The organism is Aurantimicrobium sp. MWH-Uga1 (genome assembly GCF_003325955.1).
Taxonomy (GTDB): domain Bacteria; phylum Actinomycetota; class Actinomycetes; order Actinomycetales; family Microbacteriaceae; genus Aurantimicrobium.
Window position 1 is genome coordinate 1 of the sequence record NZ_CP030929.1, and the last position, 22,436, is coordinate 22,436.

General features: G+C 51.7%; 21 protein-coding genes and 2 tRNA genes. 14 read left to right on the plus strand and 9 right to left on the minus strand.

Features of this window, described 5'->3' with window-relative positions; all coding sequences use genetic code 11:
* Positions 1-12: 12 nt before the first annotated feature.
* The 9 genes from dnaA (at position 13) to AURUGA1_RS00045 (ending at position 9,931) form a co-directional block, all read left to right on the plus strand.
* On the plus strand, positions 13-1,434 hold the full coding sequence (dnaA, locus tag AURUGA1_RS00005) for a chromosomal replication initiator protein DnaA (RefSeq protein ID WP_371412374.1): 1,422 nt from the start codon (positions 13-15) through the stop codon (positions 1,432-1,434).
* 344 nt (positions 1,435-1,778) lie between these two features.
* Complete coding sequence (dnaN, locus tag AURUGA1_RS00010; protein WP_114128330.1) at positions 1,779-2,921, plus strand: DNA polymerase III subunit beta; 1,143 nt, start codon at positions 1,779-1,781, stop codon at positions 2,919-2,921.
* 19 nt (positions 2,922-2,940) lie between these two features.
* Positions 2,941-4,068, plus strand: a complete 1,128-nt coding sequence (gene recF / locus AURUGA1_RS00015; RefSeq protein ID WP_114128331.1) for a DNA replication/repair protein RecF — start codon at positions 2,941-2,943, stop codon at positions 4,066-4,068.
* Positions 4,068-4,610 (plus strand): DUF721 domain-containing protein, encoded by a 543-nt coding sequence (locus AURUGA1_RS00020; protein ID WP_114128332.1) that lies wholly within the window; start codon positions 4,068-4,070, stop codon positions 4,608-4,610. The genes recF and AURUGA1_RS00020 overlap by 1 nt, the downstream gene beginning before the upstream one ends.
* A 123-nt stretch (positions 4,611-4,733) precedes the next feature.
* Positions 4,734-6,707, plus strand: a complete 1,974-nt coding sequence (gene gyrB, locus AURUGA1_RS00025) for a DNA topoisomerase (ATP-hydrolyzing) subunit B (protein WP_114128333.1) — start codon at positions 4,734-4,736, stop codon at positions 6,705-6,707.
* Positions 6,697-9,249: a DNA gyrase subunit A gene (gyrA, locus tag AURUGA1_RS00030; protein WP_240187366.1), complete on the plus strand. Its 2,553-nt coding sequence runs from the start codon at positions 6,697-6,699 to the stop codon at positions 9,247-9,249. The genes gyrB and gyrA overlap by 11 nt, the downstream gene beginning before the upstream one ends.
* Complete coding sequence (locus AURUGA1_RS00035; RefSeq protein WP_114128335.1) at positions 9,242-9,679, plus strand: DUF3566 domain-containing protein; 438 nt, start codon at positions 9,242-9,244, stop codon at positions 9,677-9,679. The genes gyrA and AURUGA1_RS00035 overlap by 8 nt, the downstream gene beginning before the upstream one ends.
* A gap of 61 nt (positions 9,680-9,740) precedes the next feature.
* Positions 9,741-9,814 (plus strand) — tRNA-Ile (locus AURUGA1_RS00040).
* A gap of 44 nt (positions 9,815-9,858) precedes the next feature.
* Positions 9,859-9,931 (plus strand) — tRNA-Ala (locus AURUGA1_RS00045).
* A gap of 40 nt (positions 9,932-9,971) precedes the next feature.
* On the opposite strand, the gene AURUGA1_RS00050 is transcribed toward AURUGA1_RS00045, so the two are convergent.
* The 3 genes from AURUGA1_RS00050 to AURUGA1_RS00060 are packed head-to-tail and all read right to left on the minus strand — an operon-like array spanning position 9,972 to position 11,491.
* Positions 9,972-10,337, minus strand: a complete 366-nt coding sequence (locus tag AURUGA1_RS00050; RefSeq protein WP_114128336.1) for a DUF1801 domain-containing protein — start codon at positions 10,335-10,337, stop codon at positions 9,972-9,974.
* Between the two features lie 27 nt (positions 10,338-10,364).
* The gene (locus tag AURUGA1_RS00055; RefSeq protein ID WP_114128337.1) at positions 10,365-11,003 is read right to left on the minus strand and encodes an LON peptidase substrate-binding domain-containing protein; all 639 of its coding nucleotides are present in this window, start codon (positions 11,001-11,003) and stop codon (positions 10,365-10,367) included.
* Positions 11,004-11,008: 5 nt separating this feature from the next.
* Positions 11,009-11,491: a hypothetical protein gene (locus tag AURUGA1_RS00060; RefSeq protein WP_114128338.1), complete on the minus strand. Its 483-nt coding sequence runs from the start codon at positions 11,489-11,491 to the stop codon at positions 11,009-11,011.
* Positions 11,492-11,591: 100 nt separating this feature from the next.
* Between AURUGA1_RS00060 and AURUGA1_RS00065 the strand changes: the two genes are divergently transcribed.
* Both AURUGA1_RS00065 and AURUGA1_RS00070 read left to right on the plus strand, forming a co-directional pair.
* Positions 11,592-12,131, plus strand: a complete 540-nt coding sequence (locus tag AURUGA1_RS00065; RefSeq protein WP_096382886.1) for a peptidylprolyl isomerase — start codon at positions 11,592-11,594, stop codon at positions 12,129-12,131.
* Positions 12,132-12,272: 141 nt separating this feature from the next.
* Entirely contained in the window at positions 12,273-13,019 is a 747-nt protein-coding gene (locus AURUGA1_RS00070; protein ID WP_240187367.1) for a rhomboid family intramembrane serine protease, read from the plus strand.
* Positions 13,020-13,078: 59 nt separating this feature from the next.
* Here AURUGA1_RS00070 and AURUGA1_RS00075 read toward each other — a convergent pair whose 3' ends face one another.
* Positions 13,079-13,324: a cell division protein CrgA gene (locus AURUGA1_RS00075; RefSeq protein ID WP_096382882.1), complete on the minus strand. Its 246-nt coding sequence runs from the start codon at positions 13,322-13,324 to the stop codon at positions 13,079-13,081.
* 70 nt (positions 13,325-13,394) lie between these two features.
* On the opposite strand from AURUGA1_RS00075, the gene AURUGA1_RS00080 reads away from it, so the two are divergent.
* Genes AURUGA1_RS00080 through AURUGA1_RS00085 form a run of 3 tightly spaced genes read left to right on the plus strand, consistent with a single transcriptional unit; the run spans position 13,395 to position 14,913 of the window.
* Complete coding sequence (locus AURUGA1_RS00080; RefSeq protein ID WP_114128340.1) at positions 13,395-14,126, plus strand: class E sortase; 732 nt, start codon at positions 13,395-13,397, stop codon at positions 14,124-14,126.
* Positions 14,126-14,284, plus strand: coding sequence for a hypothetical protein (locus AURUGA1_RS08090; protein ID WP_205214646.1), 159 nt, complete (start codon positions 14,126-14,128; stop codon positions 14,282-14,284). The genes AURUGA1_RS00080 and AURUGA1_RS08090 overlap by 1 nt, the downstream gene beginning before the upstream one ends.
* Entirely contained in the window at positions 14,281-14,913 is a 633-nt protein-coding gene (locus AURUGA1_RS00085) for an aminodeoxychorismate/anthranilate synthase component II (protein ID WP_114128341.1), read from the plus strand. Before AURUGA1_RS08090 ends, AURUGA1_RS00085 begins: the two co-directional genes overlap by 4 nt.
* Here the strand turns inward: AURUGA1_RS00085 and pknB are convergent, their stop codons facing one another.
* The 5 genes from pknB to AURUGA1_RS00110 are packed head-to-tail and all read right to left on the minus strand — an operon-like array spanning position 14,914 to position 22,428.
* Positions 14,914-16,656 carry a Stk1 family PASTA domain-containing Ser/Thr kinase gene (gene pknB / locus AURUGA1_RS00090; RefSeq protein WP_114128342.1) on the minus strand — a complete coding sequence of 581 codons (1,743 nt, stop codon included), beginning with the start codon at positions 16,654-16,656 and terminating at the stop codon, positions 14,914-14,916.
* Positions 16,657-16,686: 30 nt separating this feature from the next.
* Entirely contained in the window at positions 16,687-18,357 is a 1,671-nt protein-coding gene (locus tag AURUGA1_RS00095; protein WP_114128343.1) for a protein kinase, read from the minus strand.
* Complete coding sequence (locus AURUGA1_RS00100) at positions 18,354-19,811, minus strand: penicillin-binding protein 2 (RefSeq protein WP_114128344.1); 1,458 nt, start codon at positions 19,809-19,811, stop codon at positions 18,354-18,356. Before AURUGA1_RS00100 ends, AURUGA1_RS00095 begins: the two co-directional genes overlap by 4 nt.
* A complete protein-coding gene (locus AURUGA1_RS00105; RefSeq protein WP_114128345.1) occupies positions 19,811-21,199 on the minus strand; it encodes an FtsW/RodA/SpoVE family cell cycle protein in 1,389 nt (462 codons plus the stop codon). The genes AURUGA1_RS00100 and AURUGA1_RS00105 overlap by 1 nt, the downstream gene beginning before the upstream one ends.
* A complete protein-coding gene (locus tag AURUGA1_RS00110; protein ID WP_114128346.1) occupies positions 21,199-22,428 on the minus strand; it encodes a PP2C family serine/threonine-protein phosphatase in 1,230 nt (409 codons plus the stop codon). The genes AURUGA1_RS00105 and AURUGA1_RS00110 overlap by 1 nt, the downstream gene beginning before the upstream one ends.
* Between the last annotated feature and the right edge of the window lie 8 nt (positions 22,429-22,436).

A 22,436-nucleotide genomic window follows, 5' to 3' on the forward strand; every position in this document is an offset into this window, starting at 1 on the left:
TTTTGAGAGGGAATTTCCGTGGCTGATGACGGCATGCGCGATACGTGGAATTCCATCCTCGAAGCTCTTGCATCAGATCCCGGCGTAACACCACCTCTGTACGGTTTTGCTTCCCTCATTGAACCCAAGGGGATTATGGCCGGAACCTTCTATCTTGAAGTTCCCAATGATTTCACCCGCAGCATGGTTGAACAACGCTTACGTGGTCCTTTGCTTTCTGCAATCGGAAGTCTGGGTGAATTGAGTGAGATTTCCACGTTCGCCGTTGTTGTTAACCCAGATTTAGTTGCCTTAGATGAGCCAGCTCCGGCTGTTGAGGTGGAAGAGGTCAAAGAGGATCGCAACCCTGTGACTGCGCCAACGATTATGGCGACGGAAAGTGAACTGGAATCACGACTTAACCCTCGTTATAACTTTGACAGTTTTGTTATTGGTGGTTCAAACCGTTTCGCACATGCGGCAGCTGTTGCTGTTGCGGAAGCACCAGCAAAGGCATACAACCCTTTGTTTATTTATGGTGAATCAGGTTTGGGAAAAACACATCTTCTTCACGCTATTGGTCACTATGCGCAGAGTTTGTATCCCACCATTCGTGTTCGTTATGTCAGTAGCGAAGAGTTCACCAACGATTTCATTAACTCCATTGCAAATAACCGTGGCGCGGCTTTTCAGTCTCGTTACCGCAATATTGACATTTTGTTGATTGATGACATCCAATTCTTGCAGGGTAAAGCAGAGACTCAAGAAGCGTTTTTCCATACCTTCAACACATTGCACGATCACAACAAACAGGTTGTCATTACAAGCGATGTTCAACCCAAACATCTAACTGGTTTCGAAGACCGCATGCGCACCCGTTTCGAATGGGGCTTGATTACAGATGTTCAAACACCTGACTTAGAAACACGTATTGCCATTCTTCGCAAGAAGGCTGAGCGAGAAAAACTCAGCGTTCCAGACGACATCATGGAATTCATTGCTACCAAAGTAACCAGCAATATTCGTGAGCTTGAAGGAACACTCATCCGTGTAACGGCATTTGCCAACCTCAACAAACAAGCTGTTGATCTTCCTCTGGTACAAACAGTTCTTAAAGACCTCATCACGCTTGACGAAGATGACATCATTGCGCCGATTGACATCATCAACAACACGGCAGATTACTTCCGCCTCGGTATTGACGAACTAACTGGCACTTCTCGAGCCCAAGCAATTGCTACTGCACGTCAAATCGCTATGTATCTATGTCGTGAAATGACAAACCTTTCTTTGCCTAAAATTGGTCAGCTTTTTGGTGGTCGCGATCACACGACAGTGATGCACGCGTGTAAAAAAATTGCTGAATTAATGAAAGAACGTCGTTCTATTTACAACCAGGTCACCGAACTGACCACACGTATTAAGCAGCGAAACTCGTATTCTCGCAATAACTAGGGTTTTCCCCCTGTGGATAACTCTGTGAATATGTGGGGAAATCGCCGAATGAGCCTGTGTATGAAAAATAAATTCTTGTGAATAAGAATGTTCCTTGCCTCTTCTAGATAAGGCCCCCTGTGGGAAGTACTCACACGCCAAACACAACTTACGCTGATGTAGTTTCTAGTAGATATATGGAATTTGTTGAGTTATGCACACTATCCACAGGCGTTAAGAAGATTAAAGAGTTATTTAATTATTCATTGAGGTTCAATAACCTTTAAGACCCAGGCTTATTTCGCCTATAAAAACCGCGATAGCATGAAAGACCCAGGTTGGGTTTGAAGGAAAGGCGCCTCACGGTGAAGTTTCAAGTAAACAGAGATGTGCTCAGTGAAGCCGTTTCTTTTGCCGTCAAAATGCTCCCGGCTCGCACGACTTTGCCGATTCTTGCTGGTGTTCTCATTGAAGCGAACGCTGAAGGTCTTGTTTTCTCTTCTTTTGATTACGAAGTTTCAACCCAAACCAAAGTGGCTGCAACAGTTGAAACGCCTGGACGAGTTTTGGTTTCAGGCCGGTTGTTAGCAGAAATTGCTAACCGTTTACCCAATGCCCCAGTTACTTTTGAAAGCGTCGAGTCGCGCATTCAAGTCAGTTGTGGATCAGCAAACTTCACTCTTCTATCTATGCCAGTAGAGGAATATCCGACCATTCCTCAGGTTGAGGGAGAAACTGGTGTTCTCCCTGCGGAAGAATTCTCTTCCGCAGTAGCACAGGTTGCTGTTGCTGCGTCACGTGATGATGTCACTCCGGTAATTACCGGTGTACAGCTAGAAATCACCGGAAATTCCCTGAGTTTGGTTGCTACAGACCGTTATCGTGTCGCAATCCGCGATATTCCTTGGGAATCTACAGGAACAGTTTCTGACCTTACTGCGTTAGTTCCTGCGCGTACCATGCAAGAAATTGGTAAAACCTTCGGTCACAGCGGAAATATTTCCATTTCAATCACCAACAAAGACGATCGTGAACTGATTGCTTTCACTGCCGATAACAAGACTGTTACCTCGCTGCTGATTAAGGGTAACTTCCCACCCGTGAAGCGTTTGTTCCCCGAAAAAGTTGAAAACTACGCAGTAGTTAATACCGCAGATCTTATTGAAGCAACCCGCCGCGTCAAACTAGTTGTTGAGCGTGAAGCGGCTTTGCGGTTTACTTTCGCAAACAATTCTTTGACCCTAGAAGCCATTGGTGGAGAACAAGCTCAGGCTTCTGAAACTATTGATGCAGTGGTATCTGGTTCTGAAGTAGTTGTTTCACTTAAACCAGACTTCCTCCTTGATGGATTGGGTGCTGTTCACTCAGAATTTACGCGCATTGGCTTCACTTCTGTAGAGAACCCTGCAAAACCAGGACCTGTCTTGATAACAAGCCAAACTTCTAAAGACACTCCTTCTGAAGACGCGTACCGCTACTTATTGCAGCCCAACCTGCTTCTTCGCTAGGGCTCAAGGATTCTGAGCGATGCACGTAAGCTCACTCAGTCTTCGTGACTTTAGAAATTACGCCACTGCAGATATTGAACCTTCCGTTGGTTCTGTTGTTCTTGTCGGATCTAACGGTCAAGGCAAAACAAATATCGTCGAGGCCATCAATTTTCTGGCAACCCTGGGCTCTCACCGAACAAGCATCGATTCTGCGCTCATTCGCCAAGGATCTGATGCGGCCATTGTGCGAGTAAACCTCGCACATGATGGTCGCACGATCCTTCTCGAAGCGCAATTGAATCGAAACGGCGCAAATAAAGCGCAGGTGAACAGGGCAAATGCCAAATTGCGTGATTTCCCGCGATATATTTCCACGGTCATTTTTGCTCCGGAAGATTTGATGTTAATTCGTGGCGAACCAGCTGGGCGGCGCAAGTTCATGGATGACCTGATAATCCAGAGAACACCGCGATTGGCCGGTGTCGTTGCTGATTATGATCGAGTGCTCAAACAACGCAATACCTTACTGAAAACAGCCAAGGTCAAAGATGTAGAGGCTGGAAACTTAGGAACTCTCGACATTTGGGATGAACGGCTGGTTTCTCTCGGCACAGAAATCATGAGCGAGCGTCGCCGCCTACTGGCTGATCTTTCACTTCCACTGACCTCGGCTTATCATGCAATTGCCGGTGCAGATCATGAGGTTTCACTGGAAATTAAGCCCTCAATTACCGGAGCAGACAGCTCTGAAGAGTATTTGGCAGCCTTTAGACACAGTCTTGAAACTGGCCGAATTCAAGAAATCGAACGCGGAATAACTCTTGTTGGTCCACATCGAGATGATGTGGAATTCACACTTAACGGATTACCAGCAAAAGGCTACGCCAGCCACGGAGAAACATGGTCATATGCACTCTCCTTGAAACTCGCTGCAGCGCGACTGCTCCGTAGTGAATCAGTGTTGGGCGACCCCATTTTGATTTTGGATGACGTTTTCGCCGAGCTTGATTCAACACGACGCCAACGGTTAGCCGACGCCGTTGCTGATTTTGAACAAACATTTATCACTGCTGCCGTCGCAGAAGACGTACCAGAAGCCTTAATGACACACGTGTTTCATGTGCAACGAGGAACTATTCACGCCGATGGAGGTGATCAAGCTTGATGGCTTCTGAGGGCAGCGGGCCTGACGCCGCTAACGCGGCGGGGCCCGAAGAGACAGAATCTATGGCGCTGTATGCCCGGTTGAAGTCTCAGGCAACCGGTACACCCCGGACACAGCTTTCCCGGGATGCCAAAGCTCGGCGCCGAAATGCGCAAGAGCATGCCAGCGAAATGCCATTTTCTCCCGGCCGCGACCCCAAAGGACTCGATGACGTCCTGGCAAACCTCACTCAGGAACTGGGATGGAAGGCGCCTTTAGCCCAATCTGATGTGCTGACTGATTGGCCGGAGATTGTTGGACCGGACATCGCGGCGCGCACTAAAGTTTTGGGAATTACGGACTCCACGCTGTCTGTTCTATGCGAGTCAACAGCCTGGGCTACACAGCTGAGATTAATGAGTTCTGAAGTCCTCACGAAGGTGTTAAATTCTCACCCAGAATCCGGCATTACCGCCATCCGCTTTCAGGGACCCAACGCCCCAAGCTGGAAACGTGGCCCCAAATCAATTCCAGGGCGTGGTCCTCGCGATACTTACGGCTAAGAATAGGTTTCTGGTCAAGCACTAAATAAAAACGCGCCAGAGCCCGTTTCTTCTGATTTTCTCAGCTCGAAAAAGATAGAATTAGAGCTGTCACGAAACGTGCATAAGGGAGTTACGTAACGAATGTCTGAAGAATCTGAAAAGCCAACACCAGATGGCGAATATGGCGCCAGTAATATTCAGGTTCTTGAAGGACTCGAAGCAGTTCGTAAACGCCCGGGTATGTACATCGGTTCAACAGGGCCTAGAGGTTTACACCACTTGGTCTATGAGATCGTAGACAACTCTGTCGACGAGGCGCTCGCAGGATACTGCGACGACATCAAAGTCTTCATGCGCAAAGACGGCAGCATTCGGGTTATTGACAACGGTCGTGGAATTCCAGTGGATATCCACCCCACCGAAGGTAAGTCCACCGTAGAAGTTGTTCTGACAGTCCTGCACGCTGGTGGAAAGTTTGGCGGCGGCGGATACGCCGTATCCGGTGGTCTACATGGTGTGGGTAGTTCTGTTGTTAACGCGCTGTCATCTCACCTCGAAGTTGAGGTCAAACGTCAAGGCTTCTCGTACACCCAGAGTTACAACATTGGTGTTCCCGAGGCACCCCTTGCCAAGCAGGGACCGACCGATGAGACGGGAACCACCATTACCTTCTGGCCGAGTGCCGACATTTTTGAAACCGTCGAGTTTGATTACGAAACCCTGCGCGCACGCTTCCAACAGATGGCGTTCCTCAACAAGGGCCTGCGCATCACGCTCATTGATGAAAATCAAGAAGACAGTGAAGGCAACGCACTGACCGTTTCTTACATGTTTGAAAACGGCTTGATGGACTACGTCCAATACTTAAACACCATCAAGAAGAATGACATCGTTCACGACGAAATCATTTACTTCGAATCCGAAGATGCCGAGAAGAAGATTTCTTGTGAGATCGCCATGCAGTGGACCACTGCTTATAGCGAGAGTGTTCACACCTACGCGAACACCATCAACACACACGAGGGTGGAACACACGAAGAAGGCTTCCGTGCAGCAATGACCACATTGGTCAATAAGTATGCTCGCGAAAAAGGCATCCTCAAAGAAAAGGATGAAAACCTTTCCGGTGATGATGTCCGTGAAGGTTTGACTGCGGTTGTGTCAATCAAGTTGGGTGAACCCCAGTTCGAGGGTCAAACAAAGACCAAGCTCGGAAACACTGAAGCGAAAGCGTTTGTTCAGCGCATCACCGGTGACTTCCTTGGTGATTGGTTCGAACGCAATCCCAACCAGGCCAAAGAAATTATCCGCAAAGCACTGCAAGCAGCAACGGCGCGTATGGCTGCGCGCAAAGCACGCGAAACAGCCAGACGCAAGGGCTTGCTTGAGGGTGGAGGCATGCCCGGCAAGCTGAAGGACTGCGCAAGCAAAGACCCATCGATTTCTGAAATCTTCATGGTGGAGGGTGACTCCGCAGGTGGTTCCGCTGTTCAAGGACGTAACCCTGAAACTCAAGCCATTCTTCCTCTGCGAGGCAAGATCCTCAACGTTGAAAAGGCGCGCCTGGACAAGGCATTGGCAAACAACGAAGTCCAAGCCATGATCACGGCTTTTGGTGCAGGTATCGGTGAAGACTTCAACCCAGAAAAAGCCAGGTACCACAAGATTGTGCTCATGGCTGATGCGGACGTTGACGGCCAGCACATCACCACATTGCTTCTGACCCTGCTGTTCCGCTACATGAAGCCACTAATTGAGCTCGGATATGTCTACCTTGCACAACCGCCGCTGTATCGATTGAAGTGGTCGAACGCAGATCACGAGTATGTCTACTCCGATGAACAGCGAGACCGCCAACTTGAAGCTGGACTTGCTGCTGGCAAGAAGATTCCCAAGGACAACGGAATTCAGCGCTACAAGGGTCTGGGTGAAATGGACTATCGCGAGTTGTGGGACACCACCATGAACCCCGAAACCCGCACCTTGCTTCAGGTGACTCTGGATGACGCGGTAGCTGCCGATGAAATATTTTCAACCCTGATGGGTGAAGACGTGGAATCACGTCGAAACTTCATTCAGAAGAATGCAAAGGATGTGCGTTTCCTTGACATCTAACGACAACCTCGTCACTACTGACGAAAATGGAGAAAACCGCATCCAGCAGGTAGACCTGCAGTTGGAAATGCAGCGTTCGTATCTCGATTACGCCATGAGTGTGATCGTGGGCCGCGCACTTCCTGACGTTCGTGACGGACTCAAGCCTGTTCACCGACGTGTGATTTACGCGATGTATGACGGTGGCTACCGTCCCGACAAGGCATTCTCCAAGTGTGCCCGTGTTGTTGGTGACGTCATGGGCCAATTCCACCCTCACGGTGACTCAGCCATCTATGACGCACTCGTGCGCCTGGTTCAGCCCTGGTCGTTGCGCTACCCATTGGCTTTAGGTCAGGGAAACTTTGGTTCTGCCGGTAACGACTCCGCTGCTGCTCCTCGTTACACCGAAACAAAGATGGCTCCGCTGGCGCTGGAAATGGTTCGCGATATCGACGAAGAAACCGTCGACTTCCAGGACAACTACGACGGTCGCACCCAAGAGCCTTCCATTCTGCCTTCGCGCTTCCCCAACCTGCTGGTCAACGGTTCGGTGGGTATTGCAGTGGGTATGGCCACCAACATTCCTCCCCACAACCTGCGTGAAGTAGCCGAGGGTGCACTGTGGGCTCTTGCTAACCCCGATGCAACCCGTGAAGAACTTCTTGAAGCGCTCATTGCTCGAATCAAGGGACCTGACTTCCCCACCGGAGCGCAGATCCTGGGCGTCAAGGGAATTCAAGACGCTTACCGCACGGGCCGTGGATCCATCACGATGCGTGCAGTCGTCAACGTGGAAGAACTTCAGGGCCGTACTTGCCTCGTTGTGACCGAGCTCCCCTATCAGGTCAACCCTGACAACCTCGCAATCAAGATTGCGGAGCTGGTCAAGGATGGCAAGATCACCGGTATCGCAGATATCCGCGATGAGACCTCGGGTCGTACCGGTCAGCGCTTGGTCATCGTTCTCAAGCGGGATGCTGTAGCCAAGGTTGTTCTCAATAACCTCTACAAACAAACACAGCTTCAGGAAAACTTTGGCGCGAACATGCTCGCCATCGTTGATGGCATTCCCCGCACCCTCTCCATCGATGGATTCATCTCCAACTGGGTTGAGCATCAGATTGATGTCATTGTTCGCCGCACGCAGTTCCGTCTGCGTAAGGCAGAAGAGCGTATGCACATCCTCAAAGGTTACCTTGCAGCTCTGGATGCCCTCGATGAAGTGATTGCACTGATTCGCAAGAGCCCCACAGTTGAAGATGCCCGCGATGGACTGATGTCATTCCTCAAGATTGATGAGTTGCAAGCTCGTGCAATCTTGGAAATGCAGCTGCGCCGTCTTGCAGCACTTGAGCGTCAGAAGATCATTGATGAGGCAACTGAACTGGAAGCTCAGATTACGGAGTTCAACGCAATTCTGGCTAGCCCCGCCCGCCAGCGTGAAATAGTGTCGGAAGAACTCACCGATATCGTGGCTCGCTACGGCGATGACCGCCGTTCAGAAATCATGCCTGGTTTCGACGGCGACATGAATGTTGAAGACCTCATTCCTGAAGAGGAAATGGTTATCACGGTGACCCGCGGCGGATACGTCAAGCGCACCCGCAGCGACAACTATCGCAGTCAGCACCGCGGCGGTCGTGGTGTGAAGGGAGCGCAGCTCCGTGCAGATGACGTCGTGGAACACTTCTTTGTCACCACAACTCACCACTGGCTGTTGTTCTTCACCAACACCGGACGCGTCTACCGAGCGAAGGCGTACGAAGTTCAAGAAGCAGGCCGAGACGCAAAGGGTCAGCACATTGCAAACCTGCTTGCACTGGGCCCAGATGAGCAGGTCACACAGATTCTGGATATCCGTGACTACAAAGCAGCTCAGTACTTAGCCCTCGCTACTCGTGATGGTTTGATCAAGAAGACGGCGCTGACCGAATACGACACCAACCGCACCGGTGGAATCATCGCGATCAAGCTGCGTGAAGGAGACGAACTCGTCTCAGCACTCTTACTTGAAGAAGACTCCGATGTTCTCCTCGTTTCACGCAAGGGTATGAGTATCCGCTTCACGGCAACCGATGAGGCACTGCGCCCCATGGGGCGCTCAACCTCGGGTGTGACCGGCATGAAGTTCCGTGGCGGCGACAGCCTTCTGTCGGCTTCATTAGTCTCTGACTCGGGCTTTGTGTTCGTCGTCACCGAGGGTGGTTACGCGAAGCGAACTGACGCAGACCAATACCGCACACAAAACCGTGGTGGTCTAGGAATCAAGGTTGCCAAGCTCAGCGAAGACCGGGGAGACTTGGTCGGATCACTCATTGTGGGTGAAGAGGATGAGGTTCTTGTCGTTCTTGAATCAGGCAAAGTTGTTCGTTCCGCAGTAAATGAAGTTCCTGCCAAGGGTCGCGACACCATGGGTGTTGTCTTTGCCCGATTTGAAGAAGGCGACAAGATTCTTGCTGTCGCACGCAATTCAGAGCGTAATCTTGATTCTGCAGAAGAGCAGAACGAAGAAGAAGTAACCAGCGGAGACGCTGTAGTGGAAGAGGCACCAAATGAGTAGCTCCATGGCAGACAAGCTCAAGAGCAAGCTCCCCCAAAAGGGAGAAAAAGCACCCAAAGGCCCCGAAGCCAAGCAGGTTCGACTCAAGCTTGTTTATGTTGATTTCATGTCAGCACTCAAGCTTTCCTTCCTTCTTGGGTTAGCTCAGTTCATCGTTGTTGTCATCGGCACCTTCCTGATTTACCTCGTCTTTGTTCAGACCGGCATCTTCGAAACTGCCAACAGTGTTGCTGGTGAAGTCCTCGGTAGTGGAAGCGGTTTTGACCTGAATTCGGTCGCGTCAATTGGTAGAACTGTCGGTGCAGCAGCAGCTGTCGGCCTGGTTAACCTCATTGTGATTACTGTTTTGGGTGCCATCTGCGCAGTTCTCTACAACGCAGCTGCAAAGATCACCGGCGGTCTGTCCGTCGGATTCACCAACCAGCAGTAAACATAACAAGGCTCGATTTAGAGATTTGCCGAGATTCCGGTAGTCTCGAATCTGCCTAAGCGGGGCTATAGCTCAGGTGGTTAGAGCGCTTCACTGATAATGAAGAGGTCCCAGGTTCAAGTCCTGGTAGCCCCACGCAATTGCACTTTATAAATTGATGTAAAGTAGTAAAAGCAATCGGGGCCTTAGCTCAATTGGTAGAGCGCCTGCTTTGCAAGCAGGAGGTCAGGAGTTCGATTCTCCTAGGCTCCACAACAAAAAACACCCGCCAGTTCTGGCGGGTGTTTTGTTTTTACTTCTTGGGCCTCAAGGATTTGTAATCCCAGATGACCTCAGTGCTAAGACGTAAATATCTCCGGAGATCATCCACATTGATATTTGTAACGTTCGTGAAAGTGATGCCTGCGGCTCGGTGCTTGCCGACACCGAGAAGGCCAGGTTCGGAGAAGTCTTTCCCACTCCAGAACAACACCTTCACTCCCAGCTTGTGGTCTTGATACCCAACGATGGGAATGTCATCTAAGAACCACACCGGGGCACCATGCCACACCTTGTATGTCGCAGTGGGAAGTGCTTGAAGGAATTCTTGGAACAAGAAATCAATGACAGGTCTGTTATCTCCGGTCACCGCTTCGTTGTATTTCACTACATCAACCATCAGTTGCGTCTATACCTCTATCGAAAACTATGACTCATCAGCAGGGGATTGGCCTGTATCGAGAGCGTCCAAATACCTATTTCCGCCAGCACAAATCGCAAGCGCATTCTCGATAAGAGTCTCAACATCTTCTGATTCGAGAAGGGTGTGAAGTTCAGGACCCCCCACCGGCAGCATTCCGCACAGCTGCCAGATTGACGCAACAGGCTCATCAGAGATTTCAGTGTCGGCATCCCAGAGCATCTCGCCATACTTACTTGCACGAGTGAGCAGGTTACGAACCTCTAACTCAAGACTCATGCGCTGAGAATCAAACGTGTAATCCCAGACCAGCTCAGGAAGATACTCCACTTCTGCTCGAGGGTAAGGATCTGGTTCTAACCACTTTGTGATGACGAAACGCTTGGTGCCTGTGGCGGTGATGCCAAGGTTTTCATCGGTCATGCCAAAGTCTTCTACTTTGGCAACCGTGCCAATAGTCAGACGCTCAGGTTGTTGGCCTGCAGATACACGTTGAGGATATAGGGGAACACCAAAGACAGGGTTATCGGAACCAACCAGGTCTCCCATGAGTTTGAGGTAACGGGGCTCAAATACTCGTAATGCCAAAGGCATATAGGGCATCAAGACTGACCCCACGGGGAATTGGGGCAGAATCAACGCCATGAGGATTATTCGTCTTCAGAGACCCAGAGTTCGTCATCTGCGCGGAAGGTCTGCCAGACAACGTAACCAACGCCAAGAAGTGCGGCAACACCGATACCAATAGCGATGTACTTTCCAGCACTCGCGGAGGCGGGAGCAGGCGCAGACTTTGAAACGGCGGCCTTACCAGCAGCTAGTTTTGCAACCTGCTTGGTCAGTTCGCCGGCCCGCTTGTCACGTGCCGCATCAATGACAGAGAGAGTGCTTCCAATGGCTGCTGCAATGGAGGGGAGCACGTCTTCCACGATTTTGTCGCGGGTATTAGTGGCGGCGGTGCGAGTGCCCCGAACAACACGCGGCACTACTTCTTCACTCGTGACGCGACCGAGTTCACGACTGGCCTGTCGGACGACACTTCCAGCGTGTGCGAGAACCTGCTGCTGTTCGTGCAACAGTGCTTCAGCCTGCGCTTTGAGTGCTTCTGCTTCTGTCATCTTTTTGCGTGCCATATTCCCATCTTGCCACTGTTGTCTGGGAAAGGCACCAGAGCGGTTCCTCGTTCAGCGAACGCGCAGAGAATTGACAGTGTCTGTGTGGAAAGATTGAGGCATGTCAAAACACACTGCAGTTGCCACGATGAACACTTCTCTTGGCCCTATCAAGATCAACCTTTATGGAAACCACGCTCCTAAAACCGTGAAGAACTTTGTTGGTTTGGCCACGGGAGAAATCGAGTGGATCGACCCCAAGACCGGTGCAAAGCGCAATGACCCTCTCTACAACGGCGTCATATTCCACCGCATCATTCCAGACTTCATGATTCAAGGCGGTGACCCTCTGGGCACCGGAACCGGTGGCCCTGGCTACCAGTTCGATGACGAGATTCACCCTGAACTCGACTTCACTCAGCCTTACATCCTTGCCATGGCTAATGCAGGTACCTACGGCGGCAAGGGAACCAACGGTTCTCAGTTCTTCATCACCACTGCACCCACCACCTGGTTGCAGGGCAAGCACACCATCTTTGGTGAGGTTGCAGATGACGCAAGCCGTGCAATTGTTGACCAGCTGGGTAATGTCTCGACCGATGGCCGTGACCGCCCACTCGATGACGTTGTGATCGAGTCGATCACAGTCGAACAGGTCTAACTTTTCGTGACCAACGAAGCAGGTTGGGGGGCTACCGAGGAGGTAGCCCCTTCCTGTTACCGCCATCCAGACGCGGCAACCTTCGTTAGATGCCAGCGCTGCGATCGGTCAGTGTGTTACCAGTGCCAAACTCCGGCACCGGTGGGTGTTATTTGCCCGGAATGTTTAGGCCAAGCTCAAGCTCGTGCCCCTCGAGTAGGTCGACAAGCACTTGGTGGCAAAGCTAACCAGACTCCTGTCGTCACATATTCCCTGATCGGGATTACGTTCTTCTTCTATGTGTTGCAGTTATTGCCAGGTTTAGATGCCACAAGCTTTTTGGCCTATGCCCCGCTGTATAGCTACGGCGAATACAGTGCCATCGGCGCTCCTTATGAGCCGTGGCGCATGATTACCTCTGTTTTTGCGCATTCAACGGGCTTTATTTTCCACATCGTGTTGAACATGTACACACTGTGGGTTTTTGGCCAAATGTTGGAGCGTTTGCTCGGTCGTGGTCGTTTTCTTACCCTCTATCTTGCTTCCGGCCTAGCCGGATCGTTGGGCGTCATGTTTTGGGCTTCTCACAACACTTTTGTTGTGGGTGCATCCGGTGCAATATTTGGTTTGCTCGGCGCTTTCTTGGTTATTCAACGCAAGCTCGGCGGCGAAACAACCCAGCTATTAGTGCTTGTAGGCATTAACTTGGTTATTGGTTTCTTGCCAGGAATGAGCATCTCGTGGCAAGCACACTTGGGGGGTTTGCTCGGCGGTGCACTGCTGGGTTTGATCTTTGTGCAGACAAGGAAGCCCTCACAACAGAAGCTTCAGTTTGCTCTAATTAGTCTGACGGTGGCCGTTTTTGTCGGACTTGCCCTCTCACACGCCCCGATGTTTGTGGCGGGTTAACAAACACAGTTATCCACATGCTTATCCACATGGGGAGAATTACACGCGTGTAATTAGAGTTATCGCCACCTGGTAGTCATCAAGAAACCGATGAAGGCGATGCCAAAACCGACCAAGATGTTCCAGGAACCCAGTGCCATGATGGGCAGGGTTCCCTGGCTGATGTAGAAGACAATGATCCACACCAGTCCGATGAGCATGAAGCCAAACATGACGGGCTTGAACCAGACAGGATTCGGCGATTCGTGAGCCGAGGTCTCAGGGTTGCGGGGAGCCTTTGTACGCTTCTTCTTTTCTGCAGCCATAGTGTTCAGAAGTCTACCGAATTCAGCAACCCCACAGGAACACCTCGGTGACCCGGGTAAAGTTGGAAGAGTGTTCAAGCCAGCAACCCTCTCTCGTGTCATGGGCATTGTTGGCGAACTTCTCATTACCTTTGGTGTCATTGTTCTACTATTTCTGGCATGGCAGCTCTGGATTAACAACGCCGTTGTGGCAAACCAGCAGCAAGCAGCTTCTCAAGAACTCAGCAAAGAGTGGGCAACGGATAAGGACAAAACTGCCTCTGCGCCGGCGAATGAAGACTTCGGCCCGGCACCGGCGTTCGGCGGAGTGGCCGAAGGGGCTAAATTTGCCACGTTGTATATCCCACGTTTAGGACCTGACTCTACGCGCGTTGTTGCGAACGGGATCGACCTCAGTACCATTCTGGACAAGGGTTACTATGGCCACTACCCCGATACACAGTGGCCGGGTCAACCTGGAAACTTTGCGGTAGCTGTTCACCGCACAGGTAACGGCAGCCCATTTGCTGATGCGCCTCAACTCCAGCCAGGGGACAAGATTTATGTGGAAACGCAGGAAGGTTTCTACACGTACGCCGTGCGTAACTACGAATACGTGTTGCCTATTGGTGTGGATGTGTTACTTCCCGTGCCAGGCTCAAACAACCCGTCCAACGGTCAAAGCATTATTACGATTACTACCTGTAACCCACTGCTTGGGGATGCAGAACGCATGATTGTCTATGGAGTCCTTGAATCGTGGCGCCCACAATCTGCCGGGCCACCCCCAGCAATGGTGAAGAGTCAGAGCGGAGTGAGCTGATGTACGCAGCATTGTGGAGAATCCTGCCGGGAACACTCTGGGTAAAGATTGCTATTCTGGCGGCAGCAGCAATTGTTGTCATCACAATTTTGATGATGTTTGTTTTTCCTGCCGTCAACACGGCTATTTCAGTACGAGAGGTGACGGTAACGCAATGACCACCATTCTCGTTATTGATAACTACGACAGTTTTGTCTACACCCTCAATGGTTACCTCCAAGAACTCGGCGCAGAAACCGTCGTGGTGCGCAACGACCAGATTCCTCTCGAAGAACTTGATCAGACGTTGGCAGAATACGACGGGGTTCTTGTTTCACCGGGGCCTGGTAAACCTTCTGATGCGGGAGTTTCCATCGCAGCTGTGCACAGTGCACACAAGCAAGGTATTCCGCTTCTGGGTGTGTGCTTAGGGCACCAAGCCATTGGGGAAGCGTTCGGAGCGACAGTAACCAATGCAGAAGAGCTCATGCACGGAAAGACCTCACTGATTACTCACGACGGAGGGCAGTTCTATCAGAATGTTCCTCAGCCGTTTACAGCAACGAGATATCACTCACTTGCTGTCGTCAAGGACACCGTTCCAGCGGAACTAACTGTAACTAGTCAGACTGCCGGCGGCGTGATCATGGGCTTACAACACGATTCTGCACCGATTTATGGTGTGCAATTCCACCCTGAATCAGTGCTCACCGAAGGTGGATACACCATGCTCGGAAACTGGCTGGAAGTCTGCGGACTCACTGGTGCCGCTCAACTGGCTCTGACAAAGAGCCCACTGATTAGCTAACTAGCCAGCGCAGTAGCTGAGGGTAATGGGAACACCCTGGTTCGACAGCCCAGGAGGCACGGACTGTGATCGAACAGTAGGTTCTGCAGCTTTCGTGCAGCCCATATCTGCTTGAACAACTGGGAACAAGTTGAGATCGCCAAGCAAGTTACTTGCTTCGGCCACGCTCTTGCCGCGCACGTCAGGAATATCGATCTTTCCGTTGGAGACGGAGATGTTGACCGTGGCACCTTGGAAACGTTGCGTTCCGAAAACGGGGTCAGTTGCAATGACTGCACCTGCAGCAACGGTGGGGTTTGTTGATTCAGTGACGAGCCCAACCTTGAAGCCAGCGTCTGTGATTGTCGTTTTCGCTTCTTCTATTGGAAGACCTGATACATCAGGAATAGCAACTTTGGACTTTCCGGTCGAGACGAAAACTTGAACGAGGGCACCAGGCTCGATCACAGTTTCTTTACCCGGTTCGGTGCGAATAACCCTGCCAGTTTTTACTAAGCCACTGCTCTCTTCCACTTTCGTGGGATAAAGACCGAGATCTTTCAACTCTTTTTCTGCAGCCTCATAGGTTTCACCCTTGAGTTCAGGAACAGTCACCGTGCTGGTGGGGAACAGATTGACGGGTTTGAGGGTTGCCACCCACAGACCCATACCTGCAATCGCACCGAAGACCAGGGCAACAATTCCAACAATCGCCACAACCCGTTTAGGTTCAGGCCTGAATTCTTCAGGCTGAACCAGAGTTGGAGCAGTTTGTGGGTCGTCTCCAAAGAGGAATGCAAACTCGGCAGGTAATTCATTACTCGACGTGTCAGTCTTTTCAAGAGCAGGCTCGGAGATAGGGCCAAGAAGCTCTTCGATGGGCTCGGGTTTCGTCTCAGGAACGACAACCTTGCCTGAGGCAGCGTCCTGCAGTGCTGCGCCAAAGGCATGTGTTGATTGGTATCGATCCTTGGGTGCTTTAGATAGTGCTTTCAGCACAACAGCATCTAGAGCTGGAGTCACCTTTGCGTTGAATGTGCTGGGTGCAACAGGCTGCGCGTGAATGTGTTGGTGAGCCACGGCAACAGCAGTGTCTCCTTCAAAAGGAACCTTGCCGGTGAGCATTTCAAAGAGCACCACGCCAATTGCATAAATGTCGGTGCGAGCGTCGACCTTCTTGCCCTGAGCCTGCTCGGGGGAGAAATAGGCGGCAGTTCCCAACACAGAAGTTGTTTGGGCAAGGTCGTCAAAAGCAGCTGCTGCAGCACGGGCAATACCGAAATCGAGAACCTTTACATTTCCCTGACGGGTAATCATGATGTTGTCGGGCTTGATATCGCAGTGAACTATTCCAGCGCTGTGGGCAAACTCAACCGCATTGAGAATTTCTCCGGCAACGCGAACTGCTTCGGGAACCTTTAACGGACCACGGGCAACCAGTTTGGAAAGCTCGAGGCCTTCGACGTACTCCATGACCATGTAGGCACGAACATGTTCGGTTCCGTCGGAATCTGTGACGGTTTCTTCACCCGAATCGAGAACTTTGACGATGTTGGGATGAGTTAGCGAAGAAGCAGAGCGTGCTTCTTGCTGGAATCGTGAGAGAAACTTCTTGTTGTTCGCTAAGTCCTCATTGAGAACTTTGATCGCAACTTTTCTGCCCAAGACAGCATCATGGGCGATATATACCTCAGCCATACCGCCACTGCCAACAAGTTTGCCTAGCTCGTATCGGCCGGCAATTACCTGCTTATGTTCTGACACGTATTTCCCCCGGTTGAACTAATTTCAAACTTAGTTACCGAGTTGGTTCACGGTAAAGCCAGTTGTGGGTGAAGCTGCCGAAGGAGCAAGTCCTGAGCAGTTTGCTTGATAGCTCACAGTGTATGAACCAACTGGCTGGGCGGGAATCGCTCCAGTCGCTGATGTTACGGTCGAGATTACATTGCCGTTGAGCAAGATGTTATATCCACTCAGGGCATGACCTGAAGGGCACGAGCTGTATCCAGACCACGACACATTGATTGCTTGTGTTGGAGTGTAGGTTGCATCCCCCTCGTCCAAAATTGGGGCTGCAGTCGGGGCGGGAGCGATCGGCAACGCGTCGTAATAGGTCACGTTGATTGTGGTGCCATTAGGAACCTGAGGTCCGGTGGGATTGACGTCATAGACAACACCAACCTTGTCAGCACTTGGTGCCGCAGTACCCTTGACCGCGTTGACTGTCATGTTGAGCTTTTCCAAAGCCGCTGTTGCCTCAGCCAAAGGCTTGCCAACATAGTCAGCTTTGTTAATCGCTGCTGTTGTTGGGGTTGGGGTTCCCGTGGGAGTTTTGGTTGGAGTCTTTGTGGGCTTAGCGCTCTGGGTGGAGTTTGTTGGCGTGGGTTCTGGTGTGTTTCCACCAGAAGTTAACGCAATGATTCCACCGACGATAACGAGTAGGAGGACGCCACCGAGAGCAATGAGAGGCCACAACCAGGGGCTGCGCTTCTTCTTTTCTTCCTGCTCAACTGGTTCTGGAGCATCGGGAATGGTCAACACTGTTGTTGCACCCGTTGCTGCGGTGCGAGGCATCACAGTGGTGGCATCAAGTGGAGCAGTGGAGGTTCCGAGAACACCAGGAACTGCTGCTGCTGCACCCTGGAGATCACCGCGACGTAATGCCTGCGCCGCACGAGCGAGGTTTGCTGCCGACGCAGGTCGGTCTGCTGGTTTCTTGGCAATGCAGGAGTAGACCAGGTTACGAACTGGTTCCGCAATCGTGTCTGGAAGTGGTGGAGGCTCTTCGTTAATCTGTGCCATGGCGATGGCAACCTGTGATTCGCCGGTGAAGGGGCGCTTACCCGCCAAGCATTCGTATGCGACGATACCCAATGAGTAAATATCCGTGGAGGGCGAAGCGGGGTGACCACTAGCCTGCTCGGGAGAAAGGTATTGAACAGTTCCCATCACCTGGCCGGTAGCGGTCAAAGGAACCTGGTCTGCAATACGAGCAATACCAAAGTCCGTGATTTTGACGCGACCCTCGGGGGTAATCAGCATGTTTCCAGGCTTGATATCGCGGTGAACCAGGCCAGCACTGTGCGCTGCCTGCAAGGCAGCAGCAGTTTGAGCCATAATGTCGAGAACCTTGTCGATCGACAATGTCTTCTCACGCTCAATCACTGTCGAGAGGGGTTCGCCGGGAACAAGTTCCATCACGAGGTAAGCGGAGCCTTCTTCCTCGCCGTAGTCGTAGACGTTGGCGATGCCTTCGTGATTGACCAGAGCTGCGTGACGGGCTTCAGCTCGGAAACGCTCCAGGAACCCGGGGTCTCCCAGGTATTCGTCTTTCAAAATCTTGATGGCGACGAGGCGACCAATCACAAGGTCAGTTGCCTGCCAGACCTCACCCATGCCGCCAATGGCAATACGTGACTGGAGTTCATAACGACCACCAAAGGTCATTCCAGCTGTTGGCCTCATTTGTTTAACCCCGCCTCTAGTACTTTTCTCGCGATTGTTGCTGTTATTTCGTTGGAATCCCCGGACTGTCCGAGGCCGCCACCGTTTTCAACCAAAACAGTGACTGCGTATCGCGGGCTGTCTGCTGGGGCAAACCCGGTAAACCAGAAGGTGAATGGCTCGCCATCACCGTTTTCTGCTGTACCAGTTTTACCCGCAACATCAACTCCGCTAATTCTCGCATTAGTTGCCAGTCCTGAGCGAACAGAAGCCACCATCATGTCCCTGAGAGTTGCTGCATTCTCAGCGGACATTGCCTGGGAGAAGTCTTTCGCAGAAAACTGAGAAATTGGCTTGAGACTGGGTTCGAGCACCTGGTTGACCACATTCGGATACATCACCATGCCTCCGTTGGCGATCCCAGCGGAGACGAGCGCTATTTGAAGTGGTGTGGCTCGAACGTCATATTGGCCAAAGGATGCCAGTGCTGTTTGTGGATCATCCATCACGACAGGGAATTCGCTCACTGCCGTCTTCATGGGAATTTCAAAGCTCGTGTTGAATCCGAACTTCTTTGCCTGATCCAAAATGGCTTTGCGACCAAGCTCAAGCCCGAGTTCGGCGAACGGGATATTGCAGCTTTGCTTGAGCGCTTGTTCCAGCGTTACTTCAGCGCCGGCGCCGGGGCAGGGCCCACGGTTCCAGTTCTTGATAAAGACATCAGTTCCAGGCAGTTGGAAACTGGCAGGGTTGGGGAAGGTGCTTTCGGGTGTGTACTTACCGGACTCTAATGCTGCCGCGACCATGACGAGTTTGAACACTGAACCCGGTGGGTTCAAATCTCCTGCAATGGTCTTGTCGATAAGTGGCTCAAGCGGATCTTCATTCAGTGCGGTGTATGCCGCAATGACGTCATTGGTGTTGTGAGAGGCCAAAAGGTTGGGGTCATAACCCGGCTTGGATACCATAGCCAGAATTTTTCCTGTGCTGGGCTCCGTCACAATGATTGCGCCCTCGTAATCACCGAGTGCATCCCAGGAAGCTTGCTGCAATACAGGGTCAAGGGTCAGTTCAACACTGGCACCTTGAGGTTCTTGTCCAGTGAGGATGGCATTGAGTTGGTTGAGGAATTGCGACCCTGTCTTTCCGCTGAGGTAGGAATTCATCGCTCCTTCAATACCTGTCAATCCCTGGGTCAAGGTGAAGTATCCGGTCACATTCGAGTACACGAAAGGGTTCGGGTAGGTGCGCTGAAAGCGGTATTTGTTATCGACAGGAACAGATTCAGCAATAGGCGTTCCCGCAACAAGAATGGGCCCGCGCTTATAGCGGTAGCTCTCATACATTGTGCGGGTATTCCTGCTGTCGGCGGAGAGCTGATCAGCGGTAACAACTTGTACGACACTGGCAGCAATGAAGAGTGCGGTGAACATTCCTATCACCGCGAGTGTGACCCGTTTGAGTTCTCTGTTCATCAGACCACCAACCGCGGTTCGTTCCTGATGGAATCAGATAGGCGTAAGAGAAGTGCCGCAATCATCCAGTTGGCAACAAGTGAGCTACCACCTGCCGCGAGGAATGGAGTGGTCAGACCCGTCAAAGGAATTACGCGCAGCACACCACCGATCACGATGAAGCACTGCAAGGCAATAGTGAAAGAAAGCCCTACGGCTAAGAGCTTGCTGAAGTCATCGTGACCAGCAAACCCGATACGCAAACCCCGGCCAACAAGGAGGAGGTAGAGGCACAATATGGCGAAGATACCAGCTAGGCCCAGTTCTTCTCCCAGGCTGGCGATGATGTAGTCGCTTTGAGAAACCGGGGTGATTTCCGGCATTCCTTCACCCAAGCCGGTTCCAATGATGCCACCGTGAGCCAAGCCAAACAGCCCCTGGACCAGCTGGAAACTTCCGCCTGCCGCATTGAAGTTGTCGTTGTTAAACGCGTCATACCAGTTAGAAAAACGACCGTTGACATAGTCAAGGGTTTGGTTCGCTACAACGGCGCCCAAGCCCACGAGGCTCAGACCCAGGATGACCCAACTGCTTCGGCCGGTGGCGGTGTACAGCATGACGAGGAACAAGCCAAAGAAAAGCAGACCAGTTCCCAAGTCACGCTGCAACACAATCACACTCATCGACAGCGCCCAGACCACCAGAATGGGCCCAAGGTCACGGCCACGAGGAAAGCGCATACCGAGGAAGGTGCGCCCCACCATTGACAGGCTTTCTCGGCGTTGGACTAAGTACCCGGCAAAGAAAACGGCCAGAGCGATCTTGGCAATTTCGCCGGGCTGGAAGGTCAATCCCGCTATCTGGATCCACACCCGTGCACCATTAACTGTCAGCCCGAGACCGGGAACCATGGGCAAGAGCACCAAGATAACCGCAACAAGACCAGCAACATAGGTATACCGCTGGAGTATGCGCTGGTGGCGAATGAGCACAATCGTTCCCAGGGCGGCCCCCATCGCTAATGCAGACCAGGCAATTTGTTTGGTTGCAAAACCATCCCAGCCTTCAGCGCCAACAGCGAGGTCAATGCGGTAAATCTCGGCAATACCTAAACCATTGAGCAAAGCCGCGATAGGGAGAATGAGGGCATCAGCTTGCGGTGCAACAAAACGCATGGCGATGTGTATGGCAAAAACCAATACTGCAAGCAGAGCACAGATTGCTAACGGCCCAGCATCAACTTTGCCCAGAACACCGAGCTGCACCAATACCAAGGCGGCCACATTAATCGCACTGGCAAAAATGATGAGAACCAGTTCAACATTGCGCATACGTTGGGAAACACGAACGCGCTTAAGCCGCCCGATGGATCCGGTGGCCACAAAATCTGCTGGAGGAGTGACGCTCATTACTTCTGAGCCTCACTGGCGAGAGAATCCACCAACGCCTGTGCCTCACCAAAGGTGGGGAAAGGGATGGTCTGTTCAATTTGAGCCTTTTGATAGTCGGTCAAGCTATCTAAAGGAAGATCGGTATCGACATACACATGAGAGAGGCTGATGCCGGCAAAGTTTTGTGAGATGCCCTGATAAATCACAACAGAGTCGGCGTCACTACCGACATAAAACTGGGTTTGGCTCCACCGATAACCCAAGATTGCTGCAATAAAGAGAGCGCCGATAACCAGAATGAGAGAACTAATGAGCATGACACGACGACGAATACGTCTGGCCTTCACGGCATCCAGTTGAGCGGTCAGAGGCGGCGGTGGAACCGTCATACCGCCAGTTGAAATGGGAAGTTTCTTTGGCTTCGGCCGGGGCTTGTTTGTTCCCGAGGGAATGAGGCGCGGCTCTGGTTGTTTGATCGGCATGGGGCCTGCAACAGATCCAACAAGCTCAGCAATATTTTCTGGCCCATCAGCGGTGATGTCCACCACAACAACAGTGACGTTATCGGGGGCACCACCGGAGAGACTGGCCTGCACGAGAGTATCAGCGGCATCTTCTGCCGTTTCAGCTTCTTGTAAGAACGGAAGCAACCGGTCGGTATGCACAACACCGGTAAGCCCATCAGAGCAGAGCATCCAGCGATCTCCGACAGAGACTTCTAACACCACGGTGTCAATTTCTGGAGACCCGTCCACATCGCCAAGTACGCGCATGAGTACTGAGCGACGAGGGTGGTCGTGTGCTTCTTCTTCGGTTATGCGACCACTATCTATCAGTCGCTGCACGAAAGTGTGGTCAACGGTGACCTGGCTCAGGTTTCCTTCGCGCAAGAGATAAATACGTGAGTCACCAATGTGTGCCAACACAACCTGGTTGCCCACGCGAAGCATTGCACTGACCGTGGTGCCCAGACCAGCAAGCTCAGGATGTTCATAAACAACGTCAGCAAGCATGTCATTTGCTTGTAGCAACGTTTGAATCAGATCCCGCTGTGCTGCTTTCACATCGTCATATTCTTTATCCAGCTGCAGCATGTGGCGAATAACTAGGTGCGAAGCAACATCTCCACCAGCGTGACCACCCATGCCATCGGCAACGATGCTGAGATAGGTTCCTGCGTAGCCGGAATCCTGATTGGATGCCCTGACCTTGCCCACATTGGAGGCTGCTGCGCTGAACTGAGACATATGCCTGG